The organism is Actinophytocola sp., from assembly GCF_035634895.1.
Taxonomy (GTDB): Bacteria; Actinomycetota; Actinomycetes; order Mycobacteriales; family Pseudonocardiaceae; genus Actinophytocola.
Genome location: NZ_DASQCC010000106.1, coordinates 30,276 through 56,826, shown reverse-complemented (window position 1 = coordinate 56,826; position 26,551 = coordinate 30,276). Strand labels below are relative to the sequence as shown.

At 69.7% G+C, this 26,551-nt stretch carries 26 protein-coding genes and 1 pseudogene; 12 read left to right on the top strand and 15 right to left on the bottom strand.

Annotated elements, in window-relative coordinates:
- Window positions 1-2: 2 nt before the first annotated feature.
- Window positions 3-767, bottom strand: coding sequence for an FAD binding domain-containing protein (locus VET29_RS15105; protein WP_324920399.1), 765 nt, complete (start codon window positions 765-767; stop codon window positions 3-5).
- Between the two features lie 190 nt (window positions 768-957).
- Here VET29_RS15105 and VET29_RS15100 point away from each other — a divergent pair, with 190 nt between their 5' ends.
- The 6 genes from VET29_RS15100 to VET29_RS15075 all read left to right on the top strand — a co-directional run bounded on the left by VET29_RS15100 (window position 958) and on the right by VET29_RS15075 (window position 6,519).
- Complete coding sequence (locus VET29_RS15100; RefSeq protein WP_324920397.1) at window positions 958-1,629, top strand: GntR family transcriptional regulator; 672 nt, start codon at window positions 958-960, stop codon at window positions 1,627-1,629.
- Window positions 1,630-1,801: 172 nt separating this feature from the next.
- Window positions 1,802-2,995, top strand: coding sequence for an ROK family protein (locus VET29_RS15095; RefSeq protein WP_324920395.1), 1,194 nt, complete (start codon window positions 1,802-1,804; stop codon window positions 2,993-2,995).
- 104 nt (window positions 2,996-3,099) lie between these two features.
- Window positions 3,100-4,146: a DUF1214 domain-containing protein gene (locus VET29_RS15090; RefSeq protein ID WP_324920393.1), complete on the top strand. Its 1,047-nt coding sequence runs from the start codon at window positions 3,100-3,102 to the stop codon at window positions 4,144-4,146.
- Window positions 4,146-5,288 carry a sulfotransferase gene (locus VET29_RS15085; RefSeq protein ID WP_324920391.1) on the top strand — a complete coding sequence of 381 codons (1,143 nt, stop codon included), beginning with the start codon at window positions 4,146-4,148 and terminating at the stop codon, window positions 5,286-5,288. The genes VET29_RS15090 and VET29_RS15085 overlap by 1 nt, the downstream gene beginning before the upstream one ends.
- The gene (locus tag VET29_RS15080; RefSeq protein WP_324920389.1) at window positions 5,285-6,061 is read left to right on the top strand and encodes an SDR family oxidoreductase; all 777 of its coding nucleotides are present in this window, start codon (window positions 5,285-5,287) and stop codon (window positions 6,059-6,061) included. Before VET29_RS15085 ends, VET29_RS15080 begins: the two co-directional genes overlap by 4 nt.
- Window positions 6,058-6,519 (top strand): SRPBCC domain-containing protein, encoded by a 462-nt coding sequence (locus tag VET29_RS15075; RefSeq protein WP_324920387.1) that lies wholly within the window; start codon window positions 6,058-6,060, stop codon window positions 6,517-6,519. The genes VET29_RS15080 and VET29_RS15075 overlap by 4 nt, the downstream gene beginning before the upstream one ends.
- Before the next feature lie 50 nt (window positions 6,520-6,569).
- Here VET29_RS15075 and cysC read toward each other — a convergent pair whose 3' ends face one another.
- Together cysC and cysD are read right to left on the bottom strand one after the other, a co-directional pair.
- The gene (gene cysC / locus VET29_RS15070) at window positions 6,570-8,405 is read right to left on the bottom strand and encodes an adenylyl-sulfate kinase (RefSeq protein ID WP_324920385.1); all 1,836 of its coding nucleotides are present in this window, start codon (window positions 8,403-8,405) and stop codon (window positions 6,570-6,572) included.
- On the bottom strand, window positions 8,405-9,352 hold the full coding sequence (gene cysD, locus VET29_RS15065; RefSeq protein WP_349256444.1) for a sulfate adenylyltransferase subunit CysD: 948 nt from the start codon (window positions 9,350-9,352) through the stop codon (window positions 8,405-8,407). Before cysD ends, cysC begins: the two co-directional genes overlap by 1 nt.
- A gap of 27 nt (window positions 9,353-9,379) precedes the next feature.
- Between cysD and VET29_RS15060 the strand changes: the two genes are divergently transcribed.
- Window positions 9,380-9,994, top strand: coding sequence for a helix-turn-helix domain-containing protein (locus VET29_RS15060; RefSeq protein WP_324920380.1), 615 nt, complete (start codon window positions 9,380-9,382; stop codon window positions 9,992-9,994).
- Window positions 9,995-10,301: 307 nt separating this feature from the next.
- On the opposite strand, the pseudogene VET29_RS15055 reads toward VET29_RS15060, so the two are convergent.
- From VET29_RS15055 to VET29_RS15045, 3 genes and pseudogenes are all read right to left on the bottom strand, one after another.
- A pseudogene (locus tag VET29_RS15055) lies at window positions 10,302-11,045 on the bottom strand (MHYT domain-containing protein); the annotation flags it as partial.
- A 248-nt stretch (window positions 11,046-11,293) separates the two neighbouring features.
- Window positions 11,294-11,962: a hypothetical protein gene (locus VET29_RS15050; protein WP_324920378.1), complete on the bottom strand. Its 669-nt coding sequence runs from the start codon at window positions 11,960-11,962 to the stop codon at window positions 11,294-11,296.
- An 11-nt stretch (window positions 11,963-11,973) separates the two neighbouring features.
- Window positions 11,974-12,630: a hypothetical protein gene (locus VET29_RS15045; RefSeq protein WP_324920376.1), complete on the bottom strand. Its 657-nt coding sequence runs from the start codon at window positions 12,628-12,630 to the stop codon at window positions 11,974-11,976.
- A 188-nt stretch (window positions 12,631-12,818) separates the two neighbouring features.
- On the opposite strand from VET29_RS15045, the gene VET29_RS15040 reads away from it, so the two are divergent.
- Window positions 12,819-13,274, top strand: coding sequence for a hypothetical protein (locus VET29_RS15040; protein ID WP_324920374.1), 456 nt, complete (start codon window positions 12,819-12,821; stop codon window positions 13,272-13,274).
- A 22-nt stretch (window positions 13,275-13,296) separates the two neighbouring features.
- Here the strand turns inward: VET29_RS15040 and VET29_RS15035 are convergent, their stop codons facing one another.
- Genes VET29_RS15035 through VET29_RS15005 form a run of 7 tightly spaced genes read right to left on the bottom strand, consistent with a single transcriptional unit; the run spans window position 13,297 to window position 21,136 of the window.
- Entirely contained in the window at window positions 13,297-14,313 is a 1,017-nt protein-coding gene (locus tag VET29_RS15035; protein ID WP_324920372.1) for an Lrp/AsnC family transcriptional regulator, read from the bottom strand.
- Window positions 14,310-15,179: an alpha/beta hydrolase gene (locus VET29_RS15030; protein ID WP_324920370.1), complete on the bottom strand. Its 870-nt coding sequence runs from the start codon at window positions 15,177-15,179 to the stop codon at window positions 14,310-14,312. Before VET29_RS15030 ends, VET29_RS15035 begins: the two co-directional genes overlap by 4 nt.
- A 44-nt stretch (window positions 15,180-15,223) precedes the next feature.
- The gene (locus VET29_RS15025; RefSeq protein WP_324920368.1) at window positions 15,224-16,402 is read right to left on the bottom strand and encodes a Xaa-Pro peptidase family protein; all 1,179 of its coding nucleotides are present in this window, start codon (window positions 16,400-16,402) and stop codon (window positions 15,224-15,226) included.
- Window positions 16,399-17,307 (bottom strand): ABC transporter permease, encoded by a 909-nt coding sequence (locus VET29_RS15020; protein WP_324920366.1) that lies wholly within the window; start codon window positions 17,305-17,307, stop codon window positions 16,399-16,401. The genes VET29_RS15025 and VET29_RS15020 overlap by 4 nt, the downstream gene beginning before the upstream one ends.
- Window positions 17,304-18,272 carry an ABC transporter permease gene (locus VET29_RS15015; RefSeq protein ID WP_324920364.1) on the bottom strand — a complete coding sequence of 323 codons (969 nt, stop codon included), beginning with the start codon at window positions 18,270-18,272 and terminating at the stop codon, window positions 17,304-17,306. The genes VET29_RS15020 and VET29_RS15015 overlap by 4 nt, the downstream gene beginning before the upstream one ends.
- 39 nt (window positions 18,273-18,311) lie before the next feature.
- Window positions 18,312-19,931: an ABC transporter substrate-binding protein gene (locus tag VET29_RS15010; protein WP_324920361.1), complete on the bottom strand. Its 1,620-nt coding sequence runs from the start codon at window positions 19,929-19,931 to the stop codon at window positions 18,312-18,314.
- Window positions 19,928-21,136 carry a dipeptidase gene (locus VET29_RS15005; RefSeq protein ID WP_324920359.1) on the bottom strand — a complete coding sequence of 403 codons (1,209 nt, stop codon included), beginning with the start codon at window positions 21,134-21,136 and terminating at the stop codon, window positions 19,928-19,930. The genes VET29_RS15010 and VET29_RS15005 overlap by 4 nt, the downstream gene beginning before the upstream one ends.
- Before the next feature lie 147 nt (window positions 21,137-21,283).
- Here VET29_RS15005 and VET29_RS15000 point away from each other — a divergent pair, with 147 nt between their 5' ends.
- On the top strand, window positions 21,284-22,294 hold the full coding sequence (locus VET29_RS15000; RefSeq protein ID WP_324920355.1) for an ABC transporter ATP-binding protein: 1,011 nt from the start codon (window positions 21,284-21,286) through the stop codon (window positions 22,292-22,294).
- Window positions 22,291-23,283: a dipeptide ABC transporter ATP-binding protein gene (locus tag VET29_RS14995; protein WP_324920353.1), complete on the top strand. Its 993-nt coding sequence runs from the start codon at window positions 22,291-22,293 to the stop codon at window positions 23,281-23,283. The genes VET29_RS15000 and VET29_RS14995 overlap by 4 nt, the downstream gene beginning before the upstream one ends.
- Before the next feature lie 159 nt (window positions 23,284-23,442).
- Here the strand turns inward: VET29_RS14995 and VET29_RS14990 are convergent, their stop codons facing one another.
- Window positions 23,443-23,817 carry a hypothetical protein gene (locus VET29_RS14990; RefSeq protein ID WP_324920351.1) on the bottom strand — a complete coding sequence of 125 codons (375 nt, stop codon included), beginning with the start codon at window positions 23,815-23,817 and terminating at the stop codon, window positions 23,443-23,445.
- A 266-nt stretch (window positions 23,818-24,083) separates the two neighbouring features.
- Between VET29_RS14990 and VET29_RS14985 the strand changes: the two genes are divergently transcribed.
- Window positions 24,084-24,710 carry a hypothetical protein gene (locus tag VET29_RS14985; protein ID WP_324920349.1) on the top strand — a complete coding sequence of 209 codons (627 nt, stop codon included), beginning with the start codon at window positions 24,084-24,086 and terminating at the stop codon, window positions 24,708-24,710.
- On the opposite strand, the gene VET29_RS14980 is transcribed toward VET29_RS14985, so the two are convergent.
- Entirely contained in the window at window positions 24,681-24,890 is a 210-nt protein-coding gene (locus tag VET29_RS14980) for a DUF2007 domain-containing protein (RefSeq protein ID WP_324920347.1), read from the bottom strand. The genes VET29_RS14985 and VET29_RS14980 overlap by 30 nt on opposite strands.
- A 169-nt stretch (window positions 24,891-25,059) precedes the next feature.
- Here VET29_RS14980 and VET29_RS14975 point away from each other — a divergent pair, with 169 nt between their 5' ends.
- Window positions 25,060-26,418: an NAD-dependent succinate-semialdehyde dehydrogenase gene (locus VET29_RS14975; protein ID WP_324920345.1), complete on the top strand. Its 1,359-nt coding sequence runs from the start codon at window positions 25,060-25,062 to the stop codon at window positions 26,416-26,418.
- Window positions 26,419-26,551 lie beyond the last annotated feature (133 nt).

Sequence of the window (26,551 nt, the reverse complement as noted above, 5' to 3'; positions counted from 1 at the left end):
GGTCAGTCTTCTCCAAGCAGGGCCCGGCGGACGTGGACGGGGAGGACACGGACGCGGTACCAGGCGGAGGCGTAGGCGTCATCGAACGCCTCGACCCCTTCGCCGGCCGCCTCCGCCGCTTCGGCCACGGCTCCCGGGTCGTCCCGGAGGATCCGCTCGGCCGCGTACGCGCGGACGGGCCGCGATGCGACACCGCCGAGCGCGATCCGGGTGCGTTCACCGTCGAGGACGGCCGCGACGGTCACGATCGCCGCGGAGTTGTGCCTGCGCCGCATGGCTTTCCGGTAGTGCCAGTTCTCGGGCAGGTCGAAGTGGACCGCGGTGACGATCTCGTCGGGCGCGACGGGTTCACCGACCAAGCCGGTGCGGGCGCCGTCGACGCTCACGACGTCGACGCGGGCGTCGAGGGCGAGCAGCGCCACCGCGAGGTCGCCGTGGGGTTGCGGCACGAGGAGGTTGCCGCCGACCGTGGCCAGGTTGCGAACCGGCGGGGAGGCGATCGAGCGGATCACGGGGTGGAGGAAGCCGAGCCGGTCGTCGGCGCCGACCGCCGCCAGTGTGGTCGCGGCACCGATGGTCACGGTGTCCGCGTCGACCCGGATGCCGGCGAGACCGGCGTGCCGCAGGGAGATCAGGTGCTCGACGGGCACGGCGCCGGTGTTGACCCTGGGCATCACGACCGTGCCGCCGCCGATGAGCCAGCCACCGGCGCGTAACAGGCCGGCCGCCTCCGCCGCCGAGGACGGCAGGTGGACCTTGGAGAGCACGGAACCTCCTCGTCGAGGCTCGAAAATTATCGATAATTGATAATCTGTGTGAGACGCTACGGTTGACGGCGACGAGCGTCAAGAGGAACGAATGACCGGAACACCGCGGCGGCCCGGACCGACCGACGAGCGGGCCCGGAGGCGAGAGCCGAGCGCCGAGCACACGACGACGGAAGGAGGCGGCCCGCGAGTGAGCACAGCACCCAGACCGACACAGCCCCTCCCCCGGCAGACACTGGGCCGCCAGATCCGCGACGGGCTGGTGCGGCGCATCGTGTCGGGCGAGCTGGAGCCGGGCACGCGTCTGGTGGAGACCCGGATCGCCGACGAGTACGGCACGAGCCAGGCGCCCGTGCGCGAGGCGCTGCGCGAGCTGGAGGCCATCGGCATGGTCGAGACCCGGCCTCGCCGCGGCACGTTCGTGCGCCACTTCATCCAGCAGACGCTGCGGGAGAGCTACGTCGTGCGCGCCGCACTGGAGGAGACGGCGACCCGCCTGGCGATGCCGGCCGGCGCCCTGCCGTTCACGGCACTGGAGGACGACGTGGCCGCCATGCGCTCAGCCGCCCGCGCGGGTGACGTCCAGGCGATCGGGGCGGCAAGCGTGTCGTTCCACCGCCACGTCATCGACGCGGCGGGGAACGAGCTGCTCAAGCACGCGTGGGAGTCACTCCAGATCGAGGCCCGCACCGCGGTGACGCTGCTGTCCGTGGAACCCGACCTCGCCGAGGTCGCCGAGGAGCACGACGAGCTGCTGACCGTCCTCCGCTCCGGCGACCTGGCCGCGGCCTGCCAGCTCACCCGCGACCACCAGTGGCACTACGCCGACCTCCCCCACGACGCCCACGGCCGCGCGAGGTGAACCTTCGCCCGTCGTGAGTCCGTGACGGTCAGCCGATGTGCGCACCCACGTGCCAGGCACCCATCGAGCGCGTCGCCGTTCGTCGCGCGAGACTTCTGTCACGACCCGATCAAAAGTTCCCATGTCTGTTTCGACATCCGGCAGAACTCCGGTGTGTTTGACTGTTGAGGTGGTGGAAGGCCCCGTCATCAACGTCGGCGACTCCGGCGCCGGTGCGCTGTTGCACCTGATGCGGGACGGGCAGCCCCGTACCCGCGCCGAGCTGGCCGGGCTCACCGGGCTGGCCCGCTCGACGATCGCGCAGCGGATCGACACCCTGCTCGGCGCCGGGTTCGTCGGGCCGGCCGGTGAGGCGACGTCGACCGGCGGGCGGCCGCCGGCAAGGTTCGCGTTCAACCCGGCGGCACGGGTGGCGCTGGCCGCCGACATCGGCGCGACCCACGGGCGGGTCGCGGTCACCGACCTGGCCGGGCGGGTGCTGGCCGAACACCGGGACGAGCTGGACGTCGCGCTGGGGCCGGAGACGGTGCTGGACTGGATGATCGAGCGGTTTCACGAGCTGCTGGCCGGCGTCGGCCGCGGTCAGCGGGACCTGATCGGGATCGGCGTCGGGCTGCCAGGTCCGGTCGAGCATTCCAGCGGGCGGCCGGTGAACCCGCCGATCATGCCGGGCTGGGACAACTTCGACGTGCAGGGTTATCTGCGCGAGCGGCTCGGCGTGGCGGCCCTGGTGGACAACGACGTCAACATCATGGCGCTGGGCGAGCACTTCACGCAGTGGCCCGCGGCGGCGCACCTGATGTTCGTCAAGGTCGCGACCGGCATCGGGAGTGGGCTGATCAGCCATGGCCGGCTGCACCGCGGCGCGCAGGGGGCGGCGGGCGACCTCGGGCACCTGCAACTGCCGCACGGCGCGGACATCGTGTGCCGGTGTGGCAACACCGGCTGCCTGGAGGCGATCGCGAGCGGGGCGGCCATCGCCGCGCGGTTGACCGGCCAGGGCCTGCCGGCGAAGTCCAGCAGGGACGTGGTGACGCTGGCACGCGGCGGTTCGGTCGAGGCACTGCACGCGGTTCGCCAGGCCGGCCGGGACATCGGCGAGGTCCTGGCGGCGGCCGTGAGCCTGTTCAACCCGTCGGTGATCGTGATCGGCGGGTCGCTGGCGCGGGCGGGTGAACACCTGATCGCCGGCGTGCGGGAGGTCGTGTACCGGCGGTCCCTCCCGCTCGCCACGCAGGATCTGCGGATCGTCCAGTCCCGCACCGGGGACCGCGCCGGCGTCATCGGCGCGGCGGTGATGGTGATCGACCACGCCCTGGCCCCTTCGCAGGTGGACGCGATGCTCGGCACACAGTCCGCACGCTGACCGCCTCTCGTGCACGCCGGCGGCGGCCAGGGCCGGCGCATTCTGAACATTGTCCAATAGCCGCACCTCTGGTAGAACGTGTTCTAGATTCGCCGGGAGGTGTCATGGGAGACGAGCGTGCGTGGGCCGACTTCTGCCAGGCGTTGGAGAAGGCCGGCGAGGTCGTGCTGAAGGGTCCCGACACCCCGCTCGACCGGGCCGAGGGCTACCGCTACCTGACCCGTCTGGTCCGCGAGATGCTGTACTCCACCGTCGAGAACGCGGATCCGGACTTCCCCCGCTTCCACGAGCTGGACCGCGTCAAGATCGGGGCCGACAACCCGGACAACGTGTACCTCTCGGCCAACATCCGGGGGGACCGCACCTACCGGATCACCGGCACGCGCGGCACGATCGCCTACTTCAGCATCGGCTCCAAGGCCAACCGGTACGCCAAGGACGGCACCATGGCCTCCACCGGCGAGCTCTCCGACCGCGACCTCGCCGTCGAGCCGGACGGCACCGTCGAGATCATCGCCAGTGCCACGCCACACGAGAAGAACTGGTTGCCGCTGGCACCCGACTCCACCGGTCTCGTCGTGCGCCAGACCTACCTCGACCGCACGACCGAGACGCCCGGCCGCTGGCACATCGAGCAGGTCGGTGGGCCGGCGCGGCCGAAGGAGCTGACCGGGGAGTTCCTGACCAAGGCACTGCGGCGGGCCGCGCTGTCCGTGCACGGCACCGCGGCCACCTTCGCCTACTGGACCGAGAAGTTCGCCGAGCGCCCCAACGAGCTGCCGGACTTCGGCCAGGACATGTTCCAGCGCGCGGGCGGCGACCCGGAGATCTTCTACCTGCACGGCTACTGGACGCTCGAACCCGGCCAGGCATGGGTGATCGAGACCGACGTGCCCGACTGTCCATACTGGAACTTCCAGCTCGACAACTGGTGGATGGAGTCGCTCGACCACGAGCGGCGCATGACGGTCAACAAGCACACCGCGACGCTCGACGGCGACCGGCTCACCATCGTCGTCGCGGAGCGGGATCCCGGCTGGGGCAACTGGATCGACACCTGCGGGCACACCACCGGCACCGCCCTGCTGCGCTGGCTCGGCGCCACCACGCACCCGATCCCGAAGTGCCGCGTGATCGACCTGGAGAAGTGATGGCAGCCACCCAGACGCTCGACCTCGACCGGCTGCTCGGCGCCGCGCGGGAGAAGACCGGGCTCGCCGACTTCGGCGACGAGTGGTTCGTCGAGCCGCTGCGAGTGCTCGTCGCCGCTCTCACCGCCGAGGCCCGGCTTTCCGAGCTGGGCCTGGCACTCACCCACCGCAGGCTCATCGCGTTGCTGGCGGACCGGTTGCGGCTGCGGCAGCTCCACCGCGACCACCCCGAGGTGCTGGACGAGGAAGTCACCGTCGCCGCCGAGATCTGCGGGTTGCCGCGCACGGGATCCACGCTGCTGCACCGGCTTCTGGCGTCCTCGCCGCACGTGACGTCGACACTGTCGTGGGAGACCTCCTACCCGCTGCCGTTCCCCGGCGAGGGGCCGGACGCGGCGCAACGCAAGCGGCTCGCGCAGGACCGGGCGAAGCTGTTCCTGGAGATGACACCGGAGTTCGGCGACATCCACACCATCGAGTGGGACGGTCCGGAGGAGGACGTCATCCTGCTCGACCGCACGTTCACGTCGATGAGCTTCGACTCGTTCTACCAGGTGCCGACGTACGGACTGTGGCTACGCAAGGTCGACCAGGGCCCCGCCTACCGCGAGCTGCGCGAGTGGCTGCAGGCGTTGCAGTGGCAGGACCCCACACGACGCGGCCGCCCGTGGGTCCTGAAGTCGCCGCATCACCTCACGGCCGTGGACACCGTGCTCGACACGTTCCCCGGCTGCCGGATCCTGATGACGCACCGCTCGCCGGTCAAGGCCGTGCCGTCGTACGCGTCGATGGTCAGCTCGATCTGCCACCAGTACAGCGACGACGTCGACCGGGTCGCGATCGGCCGCTACTGGCGGGACCGGTTCGTGACGACGCTGCGGGAGTTCCAGGAGGTGCGGGCGCGCCGGCCGGACCGCTTCGTGGACGTGCGGTTCACGGACGTGGTGGCCGATCCGGTCGCCACGGCGGCGCGGGTCATGACCTCGTTGGGGCTGCCCGCGGAGCCGGACGCCTTCGCCGCCTACATGACACGCAACCGCGAGCAGCGGCACGGCTCGCACACCTACACCGCGGCGGACTTCGGGCTGTCCGAAGGGGAGCTGGCGCGGGACTTCGCTTTCTACAAGGAGGTAGAACCGTGATCCTCGACGGCGAGGTGGTCATCGTCTCCGGTGTCGGGCCCGGGCTCGGCGCGAAGCTCGCGGCCCGCGCGGCCGCCGAGGGTGCGAAGGTGGTGATGGCGGCCAGGTCGAGCCAGGTGATGGACCAGGTGGCCAAGGAAGCCACCGCCGCGGGCGGGGAGGCGATCGCGGTTCCCTGCGACGTCAGGAAACCCGAGGACGTGGCACGGGTCGCCCAGGCGGCGGTCGAGCGGTTCGGCCCGGTCACCGGGTTGGTGAACTCGGCGTACTCGCACCCCGGCTTCCACGATCTCCTGGCCACACCGGACAAGCAGCTGCGCCGCTCGATGGACATCATCGTGCACGGGGCGCTGGAGATGACCAGGGCCGTGGTGCCGCACATGACCGGCGGCGGCTCGATCGTCAACGTGGGCACCATGTCCACGCGCAAGCCGATGCGGGGCGAGGGTGGCTACGCGGTGGCGAAGGCCGCGATGGCGTGTGCCACGCAGTACCTGGCCGTCGAGCTCGGCGAGCAGGGCATCCGGGTCAACCAGGCCGTTCTCGGCTGGCTGGACGGGCCGAACGTGCGGTTCTACCTGAAGATGACCGCGGAGCAGCGTGGCGTGTCCGAACAGGACATCTACGACGAGATCGCCGGTCGCAACCCGCTCAACCGGATCCCGCCGGACGAGGCGTGTGCCGGGGCGGTGCTGTTCCTGCTGTCCCGCCTGGCCTCCGAGGTCACCGGCGCCGTGCTGGACGTCAACGGTGGGGAGTACATGCCGGCATGACTCACGTGGTCACCTCGGTGACGGTGGAGATCGACGCGCCGGCGGCGGTCGTGTGGGACGTCCTCGTCGACTATCCCCGTTACCCGGAGTGGAATCCCTACACGGTCGCGGTCGCGACGACCTTCCGGATCGGCGAGCCGATCGACCTCACGCTGCCTGCCGTCGACGGCTCCGGCACCACGTTCGTCAACCGGGAGCACATCCGGGTCGTCGACCCACCACACCACCTGCGGTACGACACCGGCGAGGAGATGCCGGGGATCTTCGCCATCCGGGACCAGTGGATCACCGAGCTCGGCGCCGACCGCTGCGCGTACCACACCACCGACACGATCAGCGGCAAGTACGCCGACGTCGTCATGGAAAAGACGGGCGACTGGATCAAGGCGGGCTTCGACTCGGTGGCGCATGCGCTCAAGGCCCGCGTGGAGTCCTCGACCCGGCAACCCGGTCGCTGAACTTCGCTGACTGCTCACCCACGGCGAAGCTGGCATCGGCGACGTGCCGTTCAGGGCAGGTCGGTCACACCGAGCTCGGCGAGCCTCGCCAGTACCCGTTCCGCGGCCTGCTCCGCGGTCAGTTCCGTCGTGTCGAGGCGGAGCTCCGGGGCGTCCGGGCGCTCGTAGGGTGAGTCGATGCCGGTGAAGTTCGGTAGCTCGCCGCGCCTTGCCTTGGCGTACAGGCCTTTCGGGTCCCGCTGTTCCGCGACCGACAGCGGGGTGTCGACGAAGACCTCGCAGAACTCGTCGGCCGCCACCACCCCGCGGGCCAGCGCCCGCTCGGCGCGGAACGGTGAGATGAACGACACCAGCACGATCAGCCCCGCCTCGACCATCAGGCCCGCCACCTCCGCCACCCGCCGCACGTTCTCCACGCGGTCGGCGTCGGTGAAGCCCAGGTCCTTGTTCAGCCCGTGCCGCACGTTGTCCCCGTCGAGGATGAACGTGTGGCGGCCCGCGCGATGCAGCCGCTGCTCCACCAGGTCGGCGATCGTCGACTTGCCCGCGCCGGACAGGCCGGTGAACCACACGACACAGCCCCGGTGCCCGTTCAGCCCGGCCCGCTGGGACTTGTCGACCGACAACGCCTGCCAGTGCACGTTCGTCGCCCGCCGCAACGGGAAGCGCACCAGGCCGGCGCCGACCGTCGCGTTGGTCAGGCGGTCGATGACGATGAAGCCGCCGAGATCACGGTTGGCGCGGTAGGGATCCAGCGCGACCGGCTGGTCGAAGTGGACGTTGCCGACACCGATCTCGTTGAGCCGCAGCGTCTTCGCGGCCAGCTCGGTGCCGGTGTCGATGTCCAGCCGGTGCTTCGGCTTGTCCACCGTGACCCCCACGGTCCGCGCGCCCACCTTGGCCAGGTACCGGCGGCCCGGCAGCATCTCCTCGTCCGACATCCAGATCAGGTCCGCCTGGCACGCGTCGGTCAGCCCCGGCGGCTCGTCGCCGGCCAGCACCGCGCCGCGGGACACGTCGACGTCGTCGGCCAGCACCACCGTGATCGACTCGCCCACCGCCGCCGACTCCAGGTCGCCGTCGAACGTGACGAGCCGGGCCACCGTGCTCTCGGCGCCGCCCGGCACGACCCGCACCCGGTCGCCGACGCGCACCGAACCGCCGACCACCAGACCCGAGACGCCTCGGAAGTCCGGGCCGGGCCGGTTCGCCCAGCGTACGATCAGGCGGAACGGACCGGGCCGGGCGTCGTCCACGGACACGGTCTCCAGCCACTCGAGCAGCGTCGGCCCGTCGTACCAGGGGGTCCGCGCGGAGCGGTCGACCACGTTGGACCCGTCGACCGCCGCGACGGGCACGCAGGTCACCTCGTCGATGCCGATGCTCGTCGCGAATTCCCGGTACTCCTCGGCTATCGCGACGAACCGGGACTCGGTGAAGCCAACCAGGTCCATCTTGTTGACCGCGAGCGCGACCCGGCGAATCCCCAGCAGCGACACGACATGGCTGTGCCGGCGGGTCTGCCGCAGCACACCCTTGCGTGCGTCCAGCAGGATCACGGCCGCGTCCGCGGTCGACGCGCCGGTCACCATGTTGCGGGTGTACTGCTCGTGCCCCGGCGTGTCCGCGACGATGAACCGGCGCCTGGCCGTGCCGAAGTACCGGTACGCCACGTCGATCGTGATGCCCTGCTCGCGCTCGGCGAGCAAACCGTCGACCAGCGACGCGAAGTCCATGTCCCGCGCGGAGAGCGCGGCCAGCTGGTCGGTGTGCAGGACGCGGGTGTCGTACAGCAGCCGGCCGATCAGCGTGCTCTTGCCGTCGTCGACGCTGCCACACGTGATGAACCGCAGCGTCGACGGGTTCGCTTCACCCCGAAGATCCATCAGAAGTACCCCTCGCGCTTCTTCCGCTCCATCGAGCCGGACTGGTCGCGGTCGATCACCCGGCCCTGCCGCTCGGACACGTCGGCGGCCTCCGTCTCGGCGATGATCTCGCGCAGGGTCGTCGCCGTGCTGGGGATCGCGCCCGTGAGCGGGTAGCAGCCGAGCGTGCGGAACCGCACCATCCGCCGCGCCGGCTCCTCGCCCGGCCGCAGTGGCATCCGGTCGTCGTCGACCATGATCAGCGTGCCGTCGCGCTCGACCACGGGCCGGCGGTCGGCGAAGTACAGCGGCACAACGGGAATCTCCTCGCGTTCGATGTAGCGCCAGACATCGAGCTCGGTCCAGTTGGACAGCGGGAACACGCGGATGCTCTCCCCTGGCGCCTTCCGCGCGTTGTACAGCCGCCACAGCTCCGGGCGCTGGCCGCGCGGGTCCCACTGATGGTCGGCGGTACGGAACGAGAAGACGCGTTCCTTGGCACGCACCGGTTCCTCGTCGCGGCGGGCGCCGCCGAACGCCAGGTCGAACCGGTGCTTGTCGAGTGCCTGACGCAGCCCCTGGGTCTTCCACAGGTCGGTGTGCGCGGCCGAGCCGTGGTCGAACGGGTTGATGCCCAACGCGAGACACTCGGGGTTGCGGTGGACGATCAGCTCCAGGTCGAGCTCGGCGGCCACGCGGTCGCGGAAGGCGATCATCTCGCGGAACTTCCACGTGGTGTCCACGTGCAACAGCGGGAACGGCGGCTTCGACGGGTAGAACGCCTTGCGGGCCAGGTGAAGCAGGGTCGAGGAGTCCTTGCCGATCGAGTACAGCAGAACAGGACGCTCACTCTCGGCGGCCGCCTCGCGCATGATGTCGATGCTCTCCGCCTCGAGCCAGTCGAGATGCGTTCGCATGGTGACGACGTTACGCCCGTTCTGAACAACGTTCAATATGCTTTTGAACATCGTTCGATTTGCGGTACGGTGGTGACCGTGGAGAGCACCACCGCCTGGGGAGACGCGGAGGGACGCAGGCGTGACATCCTGCACTCCGCCGAGAAGCTACTGGCCGAGGCCGGCTACGCGGGCCTGACGATGCGGGCGATCGCCGTCGGCGCCGGGGTCAGCTCAGGCACCCTCTACCAGTACTTCGACGGCAAGGAGGACGTGTTCGTCGCGCTGATGGCCGGCCGGCTGGAGTCGCTCCGGGCCACACTGGACGGCCTGGACCGCGGCGTCGGGATCGCCGGGCTGTGCAGGGAGATCCTGCCGCAGGTGCGGGAGATCTGGCGGCTGTTCGGCCGCTCGGCCCAGCAGTGGCAGGCGAAGGTGCTCGCCGGCGGCCCACGGGGCAGGCGGGCGGTCGCGTCGGCGACGGTGTTCCGCGGGATGGCCCGCGCGCTCGAGCGGGCGTTGCACGAGACCGCCGCCGCGTCGGGCCGGACGCTCGTCGACCACCCGGCCATGGCCTACTGGGTCTGGGACTCGCTCATCGGGCTGGCGGACGACATCGTGCACGGCGGCTCGCTGCAGGCCCGCGTCTCGACGAACCGGCTGGTCGACTTCGCCACGGAGGCCATCGAACGAGGGATCGTCGCCATGCCCTGAGGGGGGTGGCAGGGCATGGCGACGATTGGACGGGGCGCTCGCGCGCCCGAAGTCACCCTCAGCGACGCGACGGTCGCCGCGTCGGCAGCGGCTGGGAAAGCGGCTGGGCCTGGGGCTGGGGTTGGGGCTGCCGCGGCCGCTGCTGTTGCTGCGGCTGTTGCTGTTGCCGCTCCTCCGCGTAGCGGTCGACCAGCTCCTGCACGCCACGCACGCCCTGACCGGTCGACTGCCGCATGTACCGGTGGTCCCGGCGCTGGGCAGTGGGCTCCGGCGTGTCACGCTCCTCGAAGGCCACCTCGCCGTCATCGGCCTCGTTCCACGTCGAGGACATCAGGACGGCGTAGATCGGGACCGCCAGCGCGACCACGGCCAGCACGAACACCGGGAACAGGAACGTGAAGACCTCGGCGCCGGCCGGCGCCTGCGCGGCGGGGTTGAGGTTCACCTCGACCGCCGCCATGCCGGTGTAGTGCATGCCGGTGACCGCGATCCCCATGATCAGACCGGCGACGACACGTAACGCGATGCTGTCGAACAGGACGGTGAACCACAGCGCCGCGGTGGCCGCGACGATCGCTATCGCGATGGACAGCCACACCAGCGCGTCGTTGTAGGTGATCGTGCCCTGGATCTGCAGCGCCCACATGCCCGTGTAGTGCATGAGGTTGACGGCGAGACCCATGATCAGGCCGCCGAGCAGCAGTCGCCACGGCGAGTAGCGGGACCGGACGCCGAACACCACGAGCCCCACGAAGACCGCGGTGATCGAGAGGGCCGCGGAGATCGCGGTGCGCCCGATGTCGTAGCGGATGGGCGAGCCGGGCGTGTCGAACCCGAGCATGGCGATGAAGTGCATCAGCCAGATGCCGACGCCGCCGATCGAGACCGCCGCGGCGGCGAGCCAGCCGAGTCGCGGGGTGTCCTGGGCATGGCGTGCCTGCAGCGTGCATGCCAGACCGACGACGCAGCCGACAACGGACACCAAATACGCGAAGAACAACAACCAAGAGCCCATCGCGAAATGGTGAACATGTCCCGCGGCAACAGGCATGACAAACCCCCTCATTGACCCGCGCGACGCTCCGAACAGCGCCAAAAATGTTCTTACCAGATCTACTCGGTACCATTCGTTCTGAATAGAAGCCCGTTCGAAGCAGCATGTCAAGGGCCTTGGTAACCACCAATACCATTCCTGCAAATTGCATCGAGCAAGCCCGCGGAAACAACTTGTTGATCGATAAAGAAGGATTACAAAAAAACGCGGGCCGCCGAGTTCCGGCGGCCCGCGTCAATTGCTACTCACGCGTTCAACAACTGGTTCAAGAATGATCGGTACTCCTGGATGACGACCCGGAGCTCCTCCGTGTCACCCTCGCCGTCCCGCCACTGCTCGTCGATGCGCTGCTTGCGCTCGGCCAGTTCACTCATGATCTCGTCGACGAGGTCGTTGGCGTTACGCACCGCCTGCGCCGGATCGTCCACGAAGTCGGCCTGGAGCTCACGCCACCGCTCGCGGAACCGGCCGGCGGCACCGTTCTCGAAGAACCCCTCACCCGCCGACGACTCGACGGACCCGGTCACGGGCTCACCGGCGGCGACCGCGGGCTCGCTCAGCGAGGTCTCCGGCTCGGCCAACGGGGTCTCGGTCTCGCTCACCGAGGCCGCCGGCTCGGCCGGCGGAATGTCGGTCTCGCTCACCGCGGTCTCCGGCTCGCTCACCGAGGTCCGCGACTCATCCCAGGCGGTCGCGGGCTCATCCACAGGCTCGTCCACGGGTTCCTCGACCGGTTCCGCGGTCTCGGTCGCCGGCACGGACCCTGACTCACGGGGCTCGTCCGGCAGCGGCTCGTGATCACTCCGGTCAGGGCGTTCCGCCGAAAGATCACCCGCAACGGGGATGCGCTCGGTGGGCGCGTGGTCGTAGCCGGCAGGTTCCTCGAAGGTCCTGGTCGTTCTGTTCTCGGTCATGTCTGTCACCTTCAGTTCGGCTGCACGCGGGCGCCGTTGTGGTCGACGCTGCGCTGGTCGACGCTGCGCTGGTCCACGCTGTGCTGGTCGACGGGATGGTCGGCGTTCTCGCGGGCGGCCGGCACATCGACGGGTGCGACCGTCTCGATCGGACCGACGAGCGAACGGAAGACCGTCCGGTAGTGCACGAGCGCGTTCCGCAGGTCCTCGGTCTGGGCGTCGCCCCGGCCGTGGACGCGGTGGGCGTCGCGGTAGTTGCCGACCACCGAGCCGTGCTCGACGGACAGGTCGGCGGCCTGCTGGTCGAAGCCGTCGGTCGGGTAGCCGCGGTCACGCATCACGGCGTGCACCAGCTCGCTCGCGTCACCGACGGTGCCGGCCGGGTCGTCGACGAACCGCTCCTGGAGACGCGCCCACTGCTCGGTGTAGCGGGCCCTGGCGGCGACGGACAGCGGCTTCAGGCTCAGCTGTGCGTGCCGCTTCTCCCGCTCGGTGAGCTCCCGCTCAGCCGCGCGGCGGTTGTCGGCGGACTCGAGACTGCGCTCGTACTCGGGGCCGAAGCGGTTGCGCAGGCGGCGACTGCGTGCCCGGCCACCGAGGAACCAGCCTGCCGCGAACAGCACGGCGAGCAGAACGACGACCAGGACGACTATCGCAGCGGTCGACATCGCACGCTCCTTCCATGAACTTTGTCGCGGGGGTAGTGCCCGTTGACATGGCCGTGGAAACCCGGTCTCGCGGGGATTGGGCCATCCGGACCAACGCGGCCCATCGCGTCGGCGCATCCCAGCCCGCGCAACGGGTTCGGGCGAGCCGCGGTGGTCAGACCGGTCAGCGCCCGGATAGGTTGCCGGGCATGGCGGAGGCGGTACTGGAGACCGGGATCGACCCGGACGACCCCGATGCGCTGGTGCTCGCCGTGGTCATCGACCCGGCCGGGTCCGCCGGCGAGCGGGCGCTGGTGGCACTCGGCGACCTCTGCTATCCGGACGAGGACACGGGCGCCTACTACATCCTCGGCACCGACGCGTTCGCCGACCGGCGCATCGAGGACGGTGAGGTCATCGTCGACATCGTCACCTACCCCGAGGTGCTGACCGGCATCGGCGTGGCGGCCCAGTTCCCGCCGTACGACGCGGAGACCGTGCTGCTGCTGCGGGCCACCGGCGAGACCGAGCACGACACCCTGCCCGCCGCGACGCTCGTGTTCACGACGCCGATCGACGAGCTGACCGACAACGAGGACGAGCAGCCGTACGTGCTCGCCCCTCCCCCTGGTGAACGCCACGCGGCCGAGAAGGTCCGGCCGTAGGACCCGGTGGACTACCGGCGAATCAGTGTTCGCCCTGTTCCAGGGTGACCGCGGTGCCGTGGTGTTCTGCCCACTGGTCACGCCACCACGGCGTTTCCACGAAGCCCCGCTTCAGCGTCAGCAGCTCAACCGACGCGTTCCAGCCCACCACACCGGACAGCTTCGCCAGCGTGGATGTGGTGAACTCGAACAGGCCGCGGGTCGAGTCGGCGATCACCTCGCACAACAACGCGTTCCCGTCCAGGGTCGCGCCCAGGTAGCGGACCGACGGGTTCAGGGCCAGTGCCGACGCCACCTCGTTCAGCTTCGCCGGCTCGACGGTCACCCACAGCAGTGTCTCCGCCTCCAGGCCGAGAAGTGAGGACGGGACGATCGTGAACACCGACGCGCAGCCGTCGGTGATCATCCGCTCGAAGCGGCGGCGGACCGTGCTCTCGTTGAGGCCCAACGTGTCCGCCACGGTCTTGAAGCTCGCCCGGCCGTCGTTGCGCAGGCAGTCCAGGATCGCCCAGTCCACCTTGTCCAGGTGGTCCGGCGCGCACAGGGACACCTCCGCCTGCGCCGACTCGTCGAACAGCAGCTGGCGGTACCAGTTGTGTGACACCTTGTACACGTGCAGCAACAGGTCGCTGTACCAGCGCTGGACGCCCTCGATCTGTTGCAGCTCCAGCATCGTCCTCGGGTAGCGGGTCGCGCCCGCGTTGACCACCAGCTCGATCGCGATGTCGTACGAGCCGGTGATCAGCGACGCCCACCGCACGTCCTCGCGCGCCACCAGCTGCTCGGCCACGTCGAGCTGTGTGCCGGGGCGGCAGCCGATGCGGGTGAAGAACGTCTCGACCGGACCCGTGCTGCCCAGGTTCGGCAGCACCGCGACCTTCAGCAGGTTGTCGGCCACCAGCTGCTGGACCCGCCGGGCGACGGTCGGCACGGAGGTCTCACACAGCGCGGCGACCGACGTCCAGCTGGCCCGCCCGTCGCCCTGCAACGCCACGACGATCTGCCGGTCGAGGTCGTCGAGGTCCCGGCCGCCGTTCACGGCGCGACTTCTGCCAAGAACTCTCGCACCACCTTCGTCCACGCCTCGGCCTCCTCGATCTGCGGTGAGTGGCCGGACTTCTCGAACACGACGAGCCGCGCGCCGGGGATCAGACTAGCGATCGTCTCGCTGCAGGACACGGGTGTGATCCAGTCCGTACGGCCGACCGTGACCAGCGTGGGCGCGGTGACCAACGGCAGCACCGGCTTGAGGTCGTAGCCGGGCATGTTGACCGAGAACGCGTGGTTGTGTGCCTCGTACCGGTACGGCGTGGCCTCGACCTTCGCCTCGACGGCCGCCGGGTCGTAGTGGTAGTCGTACAGCGGCAGGATCTCGCGCCAGCAGTCACGCAGGTCGGCGTCGTCGCGGACCCGACCGGCGAAGATGCGGTCCAGCTTCTCGCGGTCGATCTCCACCCGCGTGTTCGCGAGCGCGTTGGCCAGCGCCTTCTCCTCGTTGGAGTTGTCGGGCGAGGTGTCCCGCAGCACCAGCGCACGCACGCGGTCGGGGTAGCGGGTCGCGTACTCCATGGCCATGAAGCCGCCGTACGAGCCGCCGGCCATGACGATCCGCTCCGCGCCGACCCATTCCCGCAACGCGTCGACGTCGGCGGCCCACTGCTCGTGGCTGAACGTGCCGTTGCCCTCGCTCTGCCCCGACCCACGCGCGTCGAAGACCACGACGCGGTAGGTGTCGGCGAGGCGGCCGAAGCTGGCACGGGGCTCGGCACGCGAACCGAGGCCCGGCGCGCCGTGGTGGGCGATCAGCACCGGCGCGCCCGCCGGGCCGAGTACCTCGACCGCCAACCGGTTGCCGTTGATCTCCACCATCTCCGCGTCGGTCGTGGCGGCGGCGAACTCAGACACACCAATCTCCTTACCTGTGTTGATCTTGCGCTGCGCGGCCTCGCTCAGACGGGAACCACGCAGTCGTCGAGCGAACGCGGGAAGCTGGTCAGTGGGCGCGAGCCGTCCTCGGTGACGAGCATGCTGTCCGAGATCCGGTAGCCGGCGTGCCCCGGCACGTAGATGCCCGGCTCGTTCGAGACGACCATGCCCGGCTCCAGCACCGTCGGGTCGCCGTCCTCCAGCCACGGCGGCTCGTGCATGCCGAGCCCGATGCCGTGTCCCTGCCGGTGCCGCAGGTACCGGCCGAGTCCCGCGGCGCGGATCACCCCGAGGCACGAGGCGTTCGCCGCGCGGCACTCCGCGCCCGGCTTGATCGCCTGCCCGCCGACCTCCTGTGCCCGCCGCACGGTCTCGTGGTACCGGCGCTGCTCGGCCGACGGTTCGCCGAGCACGAACGTCCGCTCCCCCTCGACGAACCGGCCGCCGACCGCGCAGCCGAGCGACAGCTGGAACGTGTCGCCGGGCCGCAGGCGGTAGCCGGACGGCAACCCGTGCGGGTACACGGAGTTCTCCCCCGCGTAGACCAGCCCGCCCGCCAGCGGCGACACGACCACGACACCGTCGTGCTCGGCGTACATCGTGGCCGTGCCGACCTTCGTGACGTGTGCGGCGAGCTCGGCCTCGCTCGGGAACCGGCCGCCCGCGGCGACGGCCTCGGCAACCAGCCAGACGCCGGCCGCGAGCATGAGGTCGGTGATCCGCGCCGCCTCCTGGTGCAAGGCGATCTCGACGGGATCCTTGACGTAGCGGGCGACCGTGACCACGTCCGCCGGCACCAGCTCCACAGTGGACAGTGCGGTGCCGGCCGCATGCAGCCGGCCGTAGGACATCGACGTGGCGTGCCCGGCGCGGCGCCGGCCGAGGCCGACCGCGCCCGCGAGCACCGCGAACGGCGGTGTCGTGCCGGGATACTCGGGGTAGGACACCAGCTCCGCGACCGCGTGCTGGACCTGCGCGTGCTCCCGTTCCAGCTCGGGTAGCAGCAGGAAGCACCGGCCGTCGGTGTCGAGCCACACCGCGACCGGCCGCTCGCACGGATGGTGGAAGAAACCGGTCAGGTAGGCGACGTCCTCGGGGTCGTCGGTGAGCACGCCGTCCAGCCCGGCCTCGGCGGCACGCACACGCACCCGGTCCTGGACGGTTTCGAAGAAGCGGCGGTCGAGCCGCTGGGAGAAGGTCATGACTTGTTCCGCCTCGGGTTGCGGGCGTCGTTGTACGCGGTGGACAGCAGTGTCGATGCCAGCACCAGCAGGAAGATGGCCAGGGACGGGAACATCGGCAGCCACCACGCGGTCGACATGGCGCCCGCCTGCTGTGCCTCGTAGAGGATCCGGCCCCACGACCAGGTGTTCGGGTCACCGAGGCCGAGGAACGCCAGGCCCGCCGCGGACAGCACGGCCCGCGACGAGGTGAGCACGACCGACACCAGGATCAGCGGCATCACGGCCGGGATGACGTGCCGGCGGATGATCCACGCCGGCGAGCTGGTCATCAGCCGGGCCGCGTCCACATAGGGCAGTCGCACGACCGCAAGCGCTTGCGAGCGCACGACCCTGGTGACCTCGGGCCACGAGAACGCGGCGATCACCAGGATGATCGTGATCGTGCTCGGTCCGATGAGCGCCGCGACGAGGATCATGAGCGGCAGGACCGGCAGGGACAGCGTCAGGTCGACGACCACGCTGATCACCGCGTCCAGGCGGCGGAAGTACGCGCCCAGCACGGCGAGCAGCGTGCCGAACACGATCGCGATCACCGACGCCGCGGCCGCGACCAGCAGGCTCTGCCGGGCGCCCCACACGACCTCGCTGTACACGTCGAGGCCGAGACTGTCGGTGCCGAACCAGTTCGCCCCCGACGGCGGCGACAGCACCGCGTTGCCGTAGCCGGTCGGGTAGTCCGCCAGCAGCGGCGCGGCCACCGCCACGAACACCAGCGACACCAGCACGACCAGCGCCGCCACCCCGAGGGGCTCACGCAGGAACCGCCGCCACGTGTTCCGCGCCGGCGAGTCCACGGCGGACGCGGCCGGCAGTGCCGCCTGGAGCACCGGGTCCACGGGCGGGGTGGGCTCGGTCATCGTCATGATCCCACCTTCACTCGCGGGTCGAGCAGGCCGTACACGACGTCGGTGATCATGTTGACCACCACCACGACCGCGGCGAGCAGCAGGAAGGCTCCTTGCAGCAGCGGGAAGTCGAGCCGGATCACCGCGTCGTAGATGCCGCGCCCGATGCCCGGGTACGCGTACACGGTCTCGATGAGGATCACGCCACCGACCAGGTACAGGCAGATCTGCAGGCCGATCAACGTGGTCGTCGGCAGCAGGGCGTTGCGCAGCGCGTGCTTCCACAGCACCCGCCGGCCCGGCAACCCGTTGGCGTGGGCGAGGGTCACGTAGTCCTCGCCCAGCGCCTCGATCAGCGTCGACCGCACGGTCAGCACGTAGCTGCCCAACTGCACGAGCACCAGCGACAGCGACGGCAGCACCAGATGCGAGATGACGCTCACGTACCACGCGCCGCCGTACGTGCCGTCGGTGTACGCGCCGCCGATGGGGAACCAGCCCAGCTGCAGGCCGAACACGTACAGCAGCAGGATGCCCACACTAGGCACGAACAGCGACTGCCCGGTCACGGCGACCACCTGGACGAGGCGGTCGAGCACCCCGCCGGCGCGGGCGGCGGCGGCCACGCCGAGCGGGATGCCCAACAACACTGTCACCACAAGAGAAGCACCGACCAGCAACAGTGTCCACGGCAACATCTCCATGAGCGAGTCCGTCACGGGGATGTTCTGGCTGAAGGAGATGCCCAGGTTCCCCTGCAGCAACTGGCCGAGGTACTTGACGTACTGCACGGGCAACGGCTGGTCGAGGCCGTAGGTCCGCAGCAGCTCCGCCCGGATCGCGGGGGTCATGTTCGTGCTCGCGATGGCGATCGCCGGGTCCCCCGGCAGGAGCCGCAGCATCAGGAACGTGACCGTCACCGCGAACCAGATGGTGAGCAGGCCGCGACCGATCCGCTTGAGCACGAACGACAGCAACGACATCCGGGTGGCTCTCCGTTACGTGGACTTCTGCTTGGACTGCTACTTGGACTTCGTCGCGGACGCGACCGAGATCGGGTTGACGATCGAGAGCAGCTCACTCGGCTTGACCGAGAACCCGCTCCAGTCCGACCGGTAGGCGACGTAGAGGTTCTGCGTGTACATGATGTTGTCGTACACGTTGTCCCGCACCATCTTCGCCGCCTTCTGCAGGATCGGCCGCTGCTTGTCCCGGTCGAAGGTCACCCGTGCCCGGGTGATCAGGTCGTTGAGCGCCGAGTCGTCCACGTAGGAGTAGTTGATGGCGCCCTTCGGGAGGTAGGTCAGGGCCATGTTCGTCGCCGGGTCGTCCATGATGGCGAAGTTGCCGGCGTAGATGTCGAAGTCGCCCGCGTTGGTCTTGGCCAGGTACGTGTTGCGTTCCAGGCCCTGCAGCTCGATCGTGATGCCCGCCTTGGCCGCGCCGTCCTTCACCAGCGTCGCCCACTGCGTGGTCACCGGGTCCTGCAGCGAGTAGATCATCCGGAACGTCAGCGGGAAGTTCCCGTTGCCGTCGGCGGTGTACCCGGCCTGCTGGAGCAGCTTCTTCGACCCGGCGGGATCGTAGGAGTACTCCTTGATCGAGTCGTCGTAGAAGTCCTTCAGCACCGGCATGATCGGGCTCGACCCGGTCGAGACGCCCTGGTCCTGCAGCACGACCTTGCGGATCGCGTCGTAGTCGACCGCCTGCGCGAGCGCCTGGCGGACCTCCTTCTTCGCCAGGTCCGGCTTGGTCATGTTGTAGGTCATGTGCGCGTAGCCGAGGCCGGGGACCTCCGCGACCTTGATGCCGTCGGTGCCCTGCAGCCCCTTGACCTGGGCCGGCGGCAACGAGTTCGCGATGACGTCCACGTCACCGTTCTTCAGCGACAGGATCTCCGTGTTGACGTCCGGGAACACCCGGTAGACGATCTTCGCCGCCTTGGGCTTGCCGCCCTCGACCAGCGGGTAGTTGTCCACGCGGGTCATCGTGTAGCTCTGTCCACGTTGGACGTCGGAGAGCACGTACGGGCCCGCGGACACCCAGCCGCCGTTCGACCCGTCGTTGGCGAACTTCGCGACCGAGCCCGCCGGCTCGAACACGTGCTGCGGCACGATGTTGCCCCAGAAGCCGACCTCCGGGATCACGGTCGAGTCCGGTGCGGACAGCTTGACCTCGACCCGGGTGTCGGACACCGCGGTCGCCGACGCCATGTTGGTCAGCTGCCCGGTGAGCGTGCCGGCCGGCTTGTCCCGCTTGGTCGCGTTGAGCGTGAACGCCACGTCCTTCGCGGTCAGCGGCTTGCCGTCCGACCACTTCAGGCCGGACTTGATCTCGTAGTACCCGCTCGTGGGGTTGTCATAGCCCCACTTCGTCGCCAGCTCCGGCTGCTTGTTGCCGTCGGGGCCGATCGAGAGCAGGTGCGGGTACATGAGGTTGGTGATCCAGTAGTCACTGCGGCTGTTGCCCACCAACGGGTTGTAGTTGACCACGTCGGTCGTGGTCGCGATGGTCAGCGTGGCGTCGCTGACCTGGTTGCCGGATGTCGACCCGCCGCTGCCCGTGCCGGGCGCTTCCGGCGCGCACGCGGCCAGTAGCGCCACGGCGACGGCCGCGGTGATCAGTCGGGGACGCGATATCAAACCCAGACCTCCTTGAGGACTCGTAACGTGTTACCCCCGACGACCTTGCGGATCTCGTCGTCGCTGTAGTCGTGCCCGACGAGCCAGCCGATGATGTTGTGGAAGCCCTCCGCCGGGTTCTCCAACCCGTCCACGTACTCGACCTGGTCGAACTCGACGCCCCCGTGCGCCTGGCCGAGCGACAGGTTCGCCGAGAAGGCGTTGTGCAGGCCGACGTGGTCGCCGAACAGCGTGTCCGGCCCGAAGCTGACGTGGTCGATGCCGACCAGGTCCACGCAGAACCTGAAGTGGTCCATCACGGACTCCAGCGAGTGCCGTGGGTGGTCCTTGGACAGCGTGGTGTGCGGCGCCGCCTCGATGCCGATCACGCCGCCGCGCTCGGCGCACGCCCTGATCGTCTCGTCGTCCTTCATCCGGTTGGTCGGCCAGACCGTCCGCGACCCGGCGTGCGTGATGAACACCGGCACCTTGGACTTCCTGATCACGTCGAGGCCGGTCCGGTCGCCGGAGTGTGAGATGTCGATCGCGATGCCGAGCTTGTTCATCCGCTCGACCGCGCGGTCGCCGAGGTAGGTGAGGCCGCCGTCGCCGCGCTCCTTGAGGCCCCCGCCCAGCAGGTTGGCCTCGGAGTAGGCGATGCCCATCTGCCGCACGCCGAACCCGTAGAGCACGTCGAGCCGGTCGATCTCGTTCTCGATCGGGGTCGCCGCCTCGAGCGCGAAGATGTGCGCGATGCGGCCGGTCTCGGCCGCGTGCTCGATGTCCTTGACCGACTCGGCCTTGATCACGAAGTCCTGGTGGGCCAGGTCGGCCATGCGCACGCCCAGGTCGAACAGCACGTCCTGGTACTTCCAGCCCGCGTCGGAGCTGATGCAGCAGGTGCCGTCCATGCCGTTGTCGAACACGGCGGTCAGGCCCGAGCGGGCGAGGCCGTCGTAGCCCGTCGGCTCGCGACCCTGGCGGATGTGTTCCCGCAGGTCGGACATGTCGTCGGGGAAGACCTGCACGTGCTCGTGCAGCGAGATCACCGTCTCCTCGGCGAGGAGGCGCCTGGTCCGCTCCGCCTGCTCGGTGTTCAGGTCGAGCCCCTGGTAGGCGGGCACGCGACCGACCTGCGGGGCGTAGGTGAACGCCCGGTAGTCCTTGCCGGCCTCGAGGTACTCGTAGGCCGTGTAGCCGGTGTAGCGGGGAGCGGGATCCAGCACGCTGTGTCTCCTGTCTTGACTGTCTCGTGTGGAATGAAGCAGAGTGTCAGCAATATCCGGCATGGTTGTCAATGCATGTGTTCAAAGTCGGCATGATCGGTGACAAGATGAAACTTATCGGCAACACGCTGATGCGAGGATGCCCTGGTGAGTAGCCCTCCCCTGGCCCTGCGGGTGCGCGGCCTGTCCGTTTCGTTCGCAATGGACAGTGGCTCCGTCGACGCGGTCCGGAACGTCGACCTCGATGTGCCGCGCGGCCAGCTGGTCGCCCTGCTCGGCGAGTCCGGGTCGGGCAAGTCCGTGACGGCGCGGGCGGTCATGGGGCTCGCGGGTCCCGCCGCGACGGTCAGTGCCGACTCGCTCATGCTCGGTGACACCGATCTCGGGGCGGTGTCGCCCCGGCAGCTGCGCGGCCTGCGGGGCACGCGGATGAGCCTGGTGCTGCAGGACGCGCTGTCCGCGTTGAACCCGGTGCTGACGATCGGCGACCAGCTCGGCGAGCTGTTCCGTGTCCACAGTGGCGCGTCGAAGCGGACCGCACGCGCCAACGCCGTCGATCTCCTCGGCATGGTGGGGATTCCGGCGCCGGCGCAGCGGGTCGGCGACTACCCGCACCAGTTCTCGGGCGGCATGCGGCAGCGGATCCTGATCGCGATGGCGATCGCGCTGGAGCCGGAGCTGCTGATCGCGGACGAGCCGACGACCGCGCTGGACGTGACGGTGCAGGCACAGATCCTCGACCTGCTCGGCTCGCTGCGGTCCCAGCTGGACATGGGTGTCCTGCTGATCACCCACGACCTGGCGGTGGTCAGCGAGGTCGCCGACCACCTCGCGGTCATGTACGCGGGCCGGATCGTGGAGGCCGGCGACGCCGACACCGTGCTGGGCCGGCCGGGACATCCCTACACCGAGGCGTTGCTGCGGTCGGTGCCGCGGCTGGCGGCCCAGGGGTCGGACCTGTTCACGATCCCCGGCGCACCGCCGAACCCGGCGCGGGTGCCGTCCGGTTGCCCGTTCCACCCGCGCTGCCACCGGGTGGTCGAGACGTGCGCGACGGTGCTGCCGCCGCTGGAGACGGTCGCTGGCAGGTCGGTCGCGTGCCACCGGGCGGAGTCGATGTTGGCGTTGCATGCTCCGCTGCGAGGTGATGCCCGGTGAACACGCCGGTTGACACGACCGTCCTCGAGGCGGACTCCCTGGTCCGGCAGTACGCCGTCGGGTCGGTGTTCCACCGCGGCCACGTGTCGGCGGTCGACGGGGTGAGCCTGTCGCTGCGGCGTGGCGAGGTGCTGGGCATCGTCGGCGAGTCCGGCTGCGGGAAGTCGACGCTGGCACGGATGCTGGTCGGGCTGGAACGTCCGGACAGCGGCACGCTGTCGTACCGGGGCACCGACGTGACGGCGGGCGACCGCCGCTCACGCAGGCTGCTGCGCGACGGCGTGCAGATGATCTTCCAGGACCCGTACGCGTCGCTCGACCCACGCATGACGGTGCGCGACATCGTGTCGGAACCGTTGGCGGCAACGGGTTCCGGCAACCGCGCGACGCGAGCGGAGCGGGTCGCCTCGCTGTTGTCGCTCGTCGGTCTGGCGCCGGAGCTGATGGGGCGGTACCCGCACCAGTTCTCGGGCGGGCAGCGGCAGCGGATCGGCATCGCCCGTGCGCTGGCACTGGACCCGGCGGTGCTGATCTGCGACGAGCCGGTGTCCGCGCTGGACGTGTCGGTGCAGGCGCAGGTGATCAACCTGCTGGCGGACCTGCGCGAACGGCTGGACGTGGCGATCGTGTTCATCGCACACGACCTGTCGGTGGTGCGGCACCTGGCCGACCGGGTCGCGGTGATGTACCTGGGGCGGATCGCGGAGGTCGGGCCGACGGCACGGATCTACGACCGGCCGGCGAACCCGTACACGCAGGCACTGCTGTCGGCGGTGCCGTCGCCGGACCGGGCGGACCGTGGGCGCCTCGCGGAACGGCGTGTCCTCACCGGCGAACCTCCGTCACCGCTGGACCCGCCGGCCGGGTGCCGGTTCCATCCCCGTTGCTGGCTGGCACAGGACGTGTGCCGCGGCGAGACCCCGCCGCTGCGGGAGGTCGACGGTCGCCTGACCGCATGCCACTTCGCGGAGGAACTGGGAGCCCATTAGTGTCCCGCGCCGGAAATGCGGTGATAAGTCGGTGGATCCGGGTTTCTGCTGGCAAGACGCCGGTTCGCCCTCGTACTGGGTCGTACTTGGGCGAACCGGCAACGCCGCCAGCAGGAAGCTGGGCCGCCGAATTAGTCGCCTGATTTCCGGCGCGGGACACTAAGTGCACGCCTTCCGTAGCGCGTCGAGGCGCGCGGTGTTGCGCTTCACCCACCGCGCCACCACGCCTGCGTCCTCGAGCCGCTCCTTCTGTACCTGGAGATAGGAGTCCGCGAGTCCGAGCAACGACGACTTCACGTCCTCGTCGGCGACGTCGCCGGCCAGGTCACGGAGGCGTTGTTCCTTGTCCGCGGCGCGCTGCTTGAGCTTCTCCGGGTCGACGAGCGGGTTGAGGTCGGCGAGCCCCAGCGCCTCGGCGCACACGGACGCCCTGTCCGCGAACGAGTTCGCCTCCTCGGCCGCGTTGCCGACTTCCTCGCACCCCGCCAGTGCCAGCACCGAAGCCAGCACCACGCACACTCGCCTGATCCCCATACGACCCAAGGTAGCGTCCAGCACCTTCCGCGCGCGGGCTCTTGCTCGGATAGAGACAATTCTCCACACGAGCGGAGCACACCTCCCGGTAGGGAACGTGCCGTCGACAGGCTGCCGCGGGCGCCGGTCGAGCGTGGGCGACCGGCGCCCGACCGGTCGCAAGCGTCCACTTCGGACCATAATCGTCCACAAAGGACGTCGACCGGCCGGAACCAGGAGATCGGCGTGGAAGAGTTTCCCCACGACCGTGCCGGGTAGCCATTGACATGCGAGAGATAGTCGCGGCGCGTGGGCCGTTCGTCTCGATACACCTGCCCCCCGGGGCAGGCGCCCGGGCCTGGGGAGTCCTGAGGCACTCGCTCGACCTCGACGCCGCGACGGTAAGACTGCTGGACCGCGCCCTGGCGGACCCCGGCGCCACCCCGGCCGGGCGGTCCCTGATCGCCGCCGAGTCCAGGCTGCTGGTCGACGAGTCGCCGGCCTGGTGGCCGCCGGCACTGGTCGCGCGCGTGTCCGAGCTGCCCTACCTGCTGCCACTCGCGCCACGGCTCGGCACCAGGGCGCTGGTCGGCGGCCGTGAACCGGGACGCGGGACGTTCGAGCGGTTCCTCGCCAGACCCGTCGACGGCCTCGCCCGGTGCGCTGCCGAGCTGACCGCCGGCCGGGTCGAGGCGCTGGTGATCCAGCCCTACCTGCTCGGCAGCCGGCCGGTATGGGTGCACCACGGCAGGATCACCGCCGGCCAGGCGGCGGGCGCGACCCGCCGGCGCGCGGACGAGGCCCTGCCGATGGCGGCGCTGACCGCCGGCGCGGAGGTGCTCGTCGCCGACGACCTGAAGCTCGCCGACGGTGTCGGCGCGTTGCTACACCTCGACCCCGGCGTCGGCCAGTAGGTCGCGTGCCGCGTCGAGCTGGTCCTCCGCGACCAGGACACGGTTCGGGATGGCGCCGATCGACCCGTCGATCGTGCTCATCTGGTAGTCGGCGATGGTGTGCGTGATCTTGGCGTCCTCGAGCAGCGACGCGGTGTACGAGATCAGCACCGGATCATTGGAGCGGAGCAGCTCGATCATGGCGGCCCCCCTTTCAGGTCAGTTCAGCGTAGCCGCGAAACCACCGCGGGCCGCCCGCCACGCTTTCCCACGACGTGACATGGACCTCGCAGACTGTATACAGTATTCGTTTCTGCCTATAGTCTTGACCGAGGACCGTGTCGTAGAGCAACGAAAGGCTTCTGCCCTCATGTACACAGTCACCAACCCGGCGACCGGCGAACTCGTCGAGGAGATCGAGAACGCGACCGACGAGGAGGTGCGGGCCGCGATCGAGCGGGTCCACCACGGCTACTCGTCGTGGCGGCGCCGCCCCGTCGCCGAGCGGGCGAAGATCGTCTCGCGGGCGGCGGAGCTGTTCGCCGAGCGGGCCGACGAGCTCGCGGCGATCATGACGCTGGAGATGGGCAAGCGGATCAACGAGGGCCGCGGCGAGGTCGGCATCGTCGTCGACATCTTCGACTACTACGCGGACAACGGGCCCGCACTGCTCGCCGACGAGCCGCTGGAGCTCCGGAGCGGGCCGGCGGTGATCGTCAAGCAGCCGATCGGCGCGCTGCTCGGCGTCATGCCGTGGAACTTCCCGTGCTACCAGGTCGCGCGGTTCGTCGCGCCGAACCTGGTGCTGGGCAACACGATCCTGCTCAAGCACGCGTCGATCTGCCCGCGCTCGGCCGCCGCCATCGCCGAGATCCTGCACGACGCGGGCGTGCCGGAAGACGTCTACGTCAACACGTTCGCGTCGAGCCGCCAGGTCCCGGCGATCCTCGCCGACCCACGCATCGCCGGCGTCTCCCTCACCGGCAGTGAGCCCGCGGGCATCTCCGTGGCGACGGAAGCCGGCCGCAACCTCAAGAGGACCGTGCTGGAGCTGGGTGGTTCCGATCCGCTGATCGTGCTGGACACCGCGGACCTCGACGAGACCGTGAAGGCCACGGCCACCGCCCGGATGCGCAACTGCGGCCAGTCCTGCAACGCGCCGAAGCGGATGATCGTCCTCGCCGAGCTTTACGACGAGTTCGTCGACCGGATGTCCAAGCATGTCACCGACTTCTTCCAGCCGGGCGACCCGGCCGACCCGGCGACCAAGCTGCCGCCGCTCGCGTCGTCCTCGGCCGCGGACGAGGTGGCCGGGCAGGTGCGGCGGGCGGTCGAGCAGGGCGCCACGCTGCGTGCCGGCGGCAACCGGGTCGGGCCCGGCGCGTACCTCGAGGCCACGGTGCTGACGGACGTGACCCCGGAGATGGACGCCTACCGCGAGGAGATCTTCGGGCCGGTCGTGCTGGTGTTCCGCGCGTCGACCGAGGACGAGGCCGTGGCGATCGCCAACGACTCGCCGTTCGGGTTGGGCGCCAGCGTGTGGGGCACCGATCCCGAGCGGATGCGCCGCGTGGCCGAACGGATCGAGGCGGGAATGGTGTACCTGAACCGGGCCGGCGGGTCGGTCGCGGATCTGCCGTTCGGCGGCATCAAGCGGTCGGGTATCGGCCGCGAGCTGGGCGCCGCGGGTTTCGAGGAGTTCATGAACAAGAAGTCGATACGCCTCTGAACAGCAGGTGTCGGCGGGGACGAGCACGCTCGTCCCCGCCTTCGTCATTTCCGAAACTTTTAGCCGGATATCCCCGTCATTGACAACATCTCGGGCCAATCTCTACATTCAATTCCGGAATAGTTTCGAAACT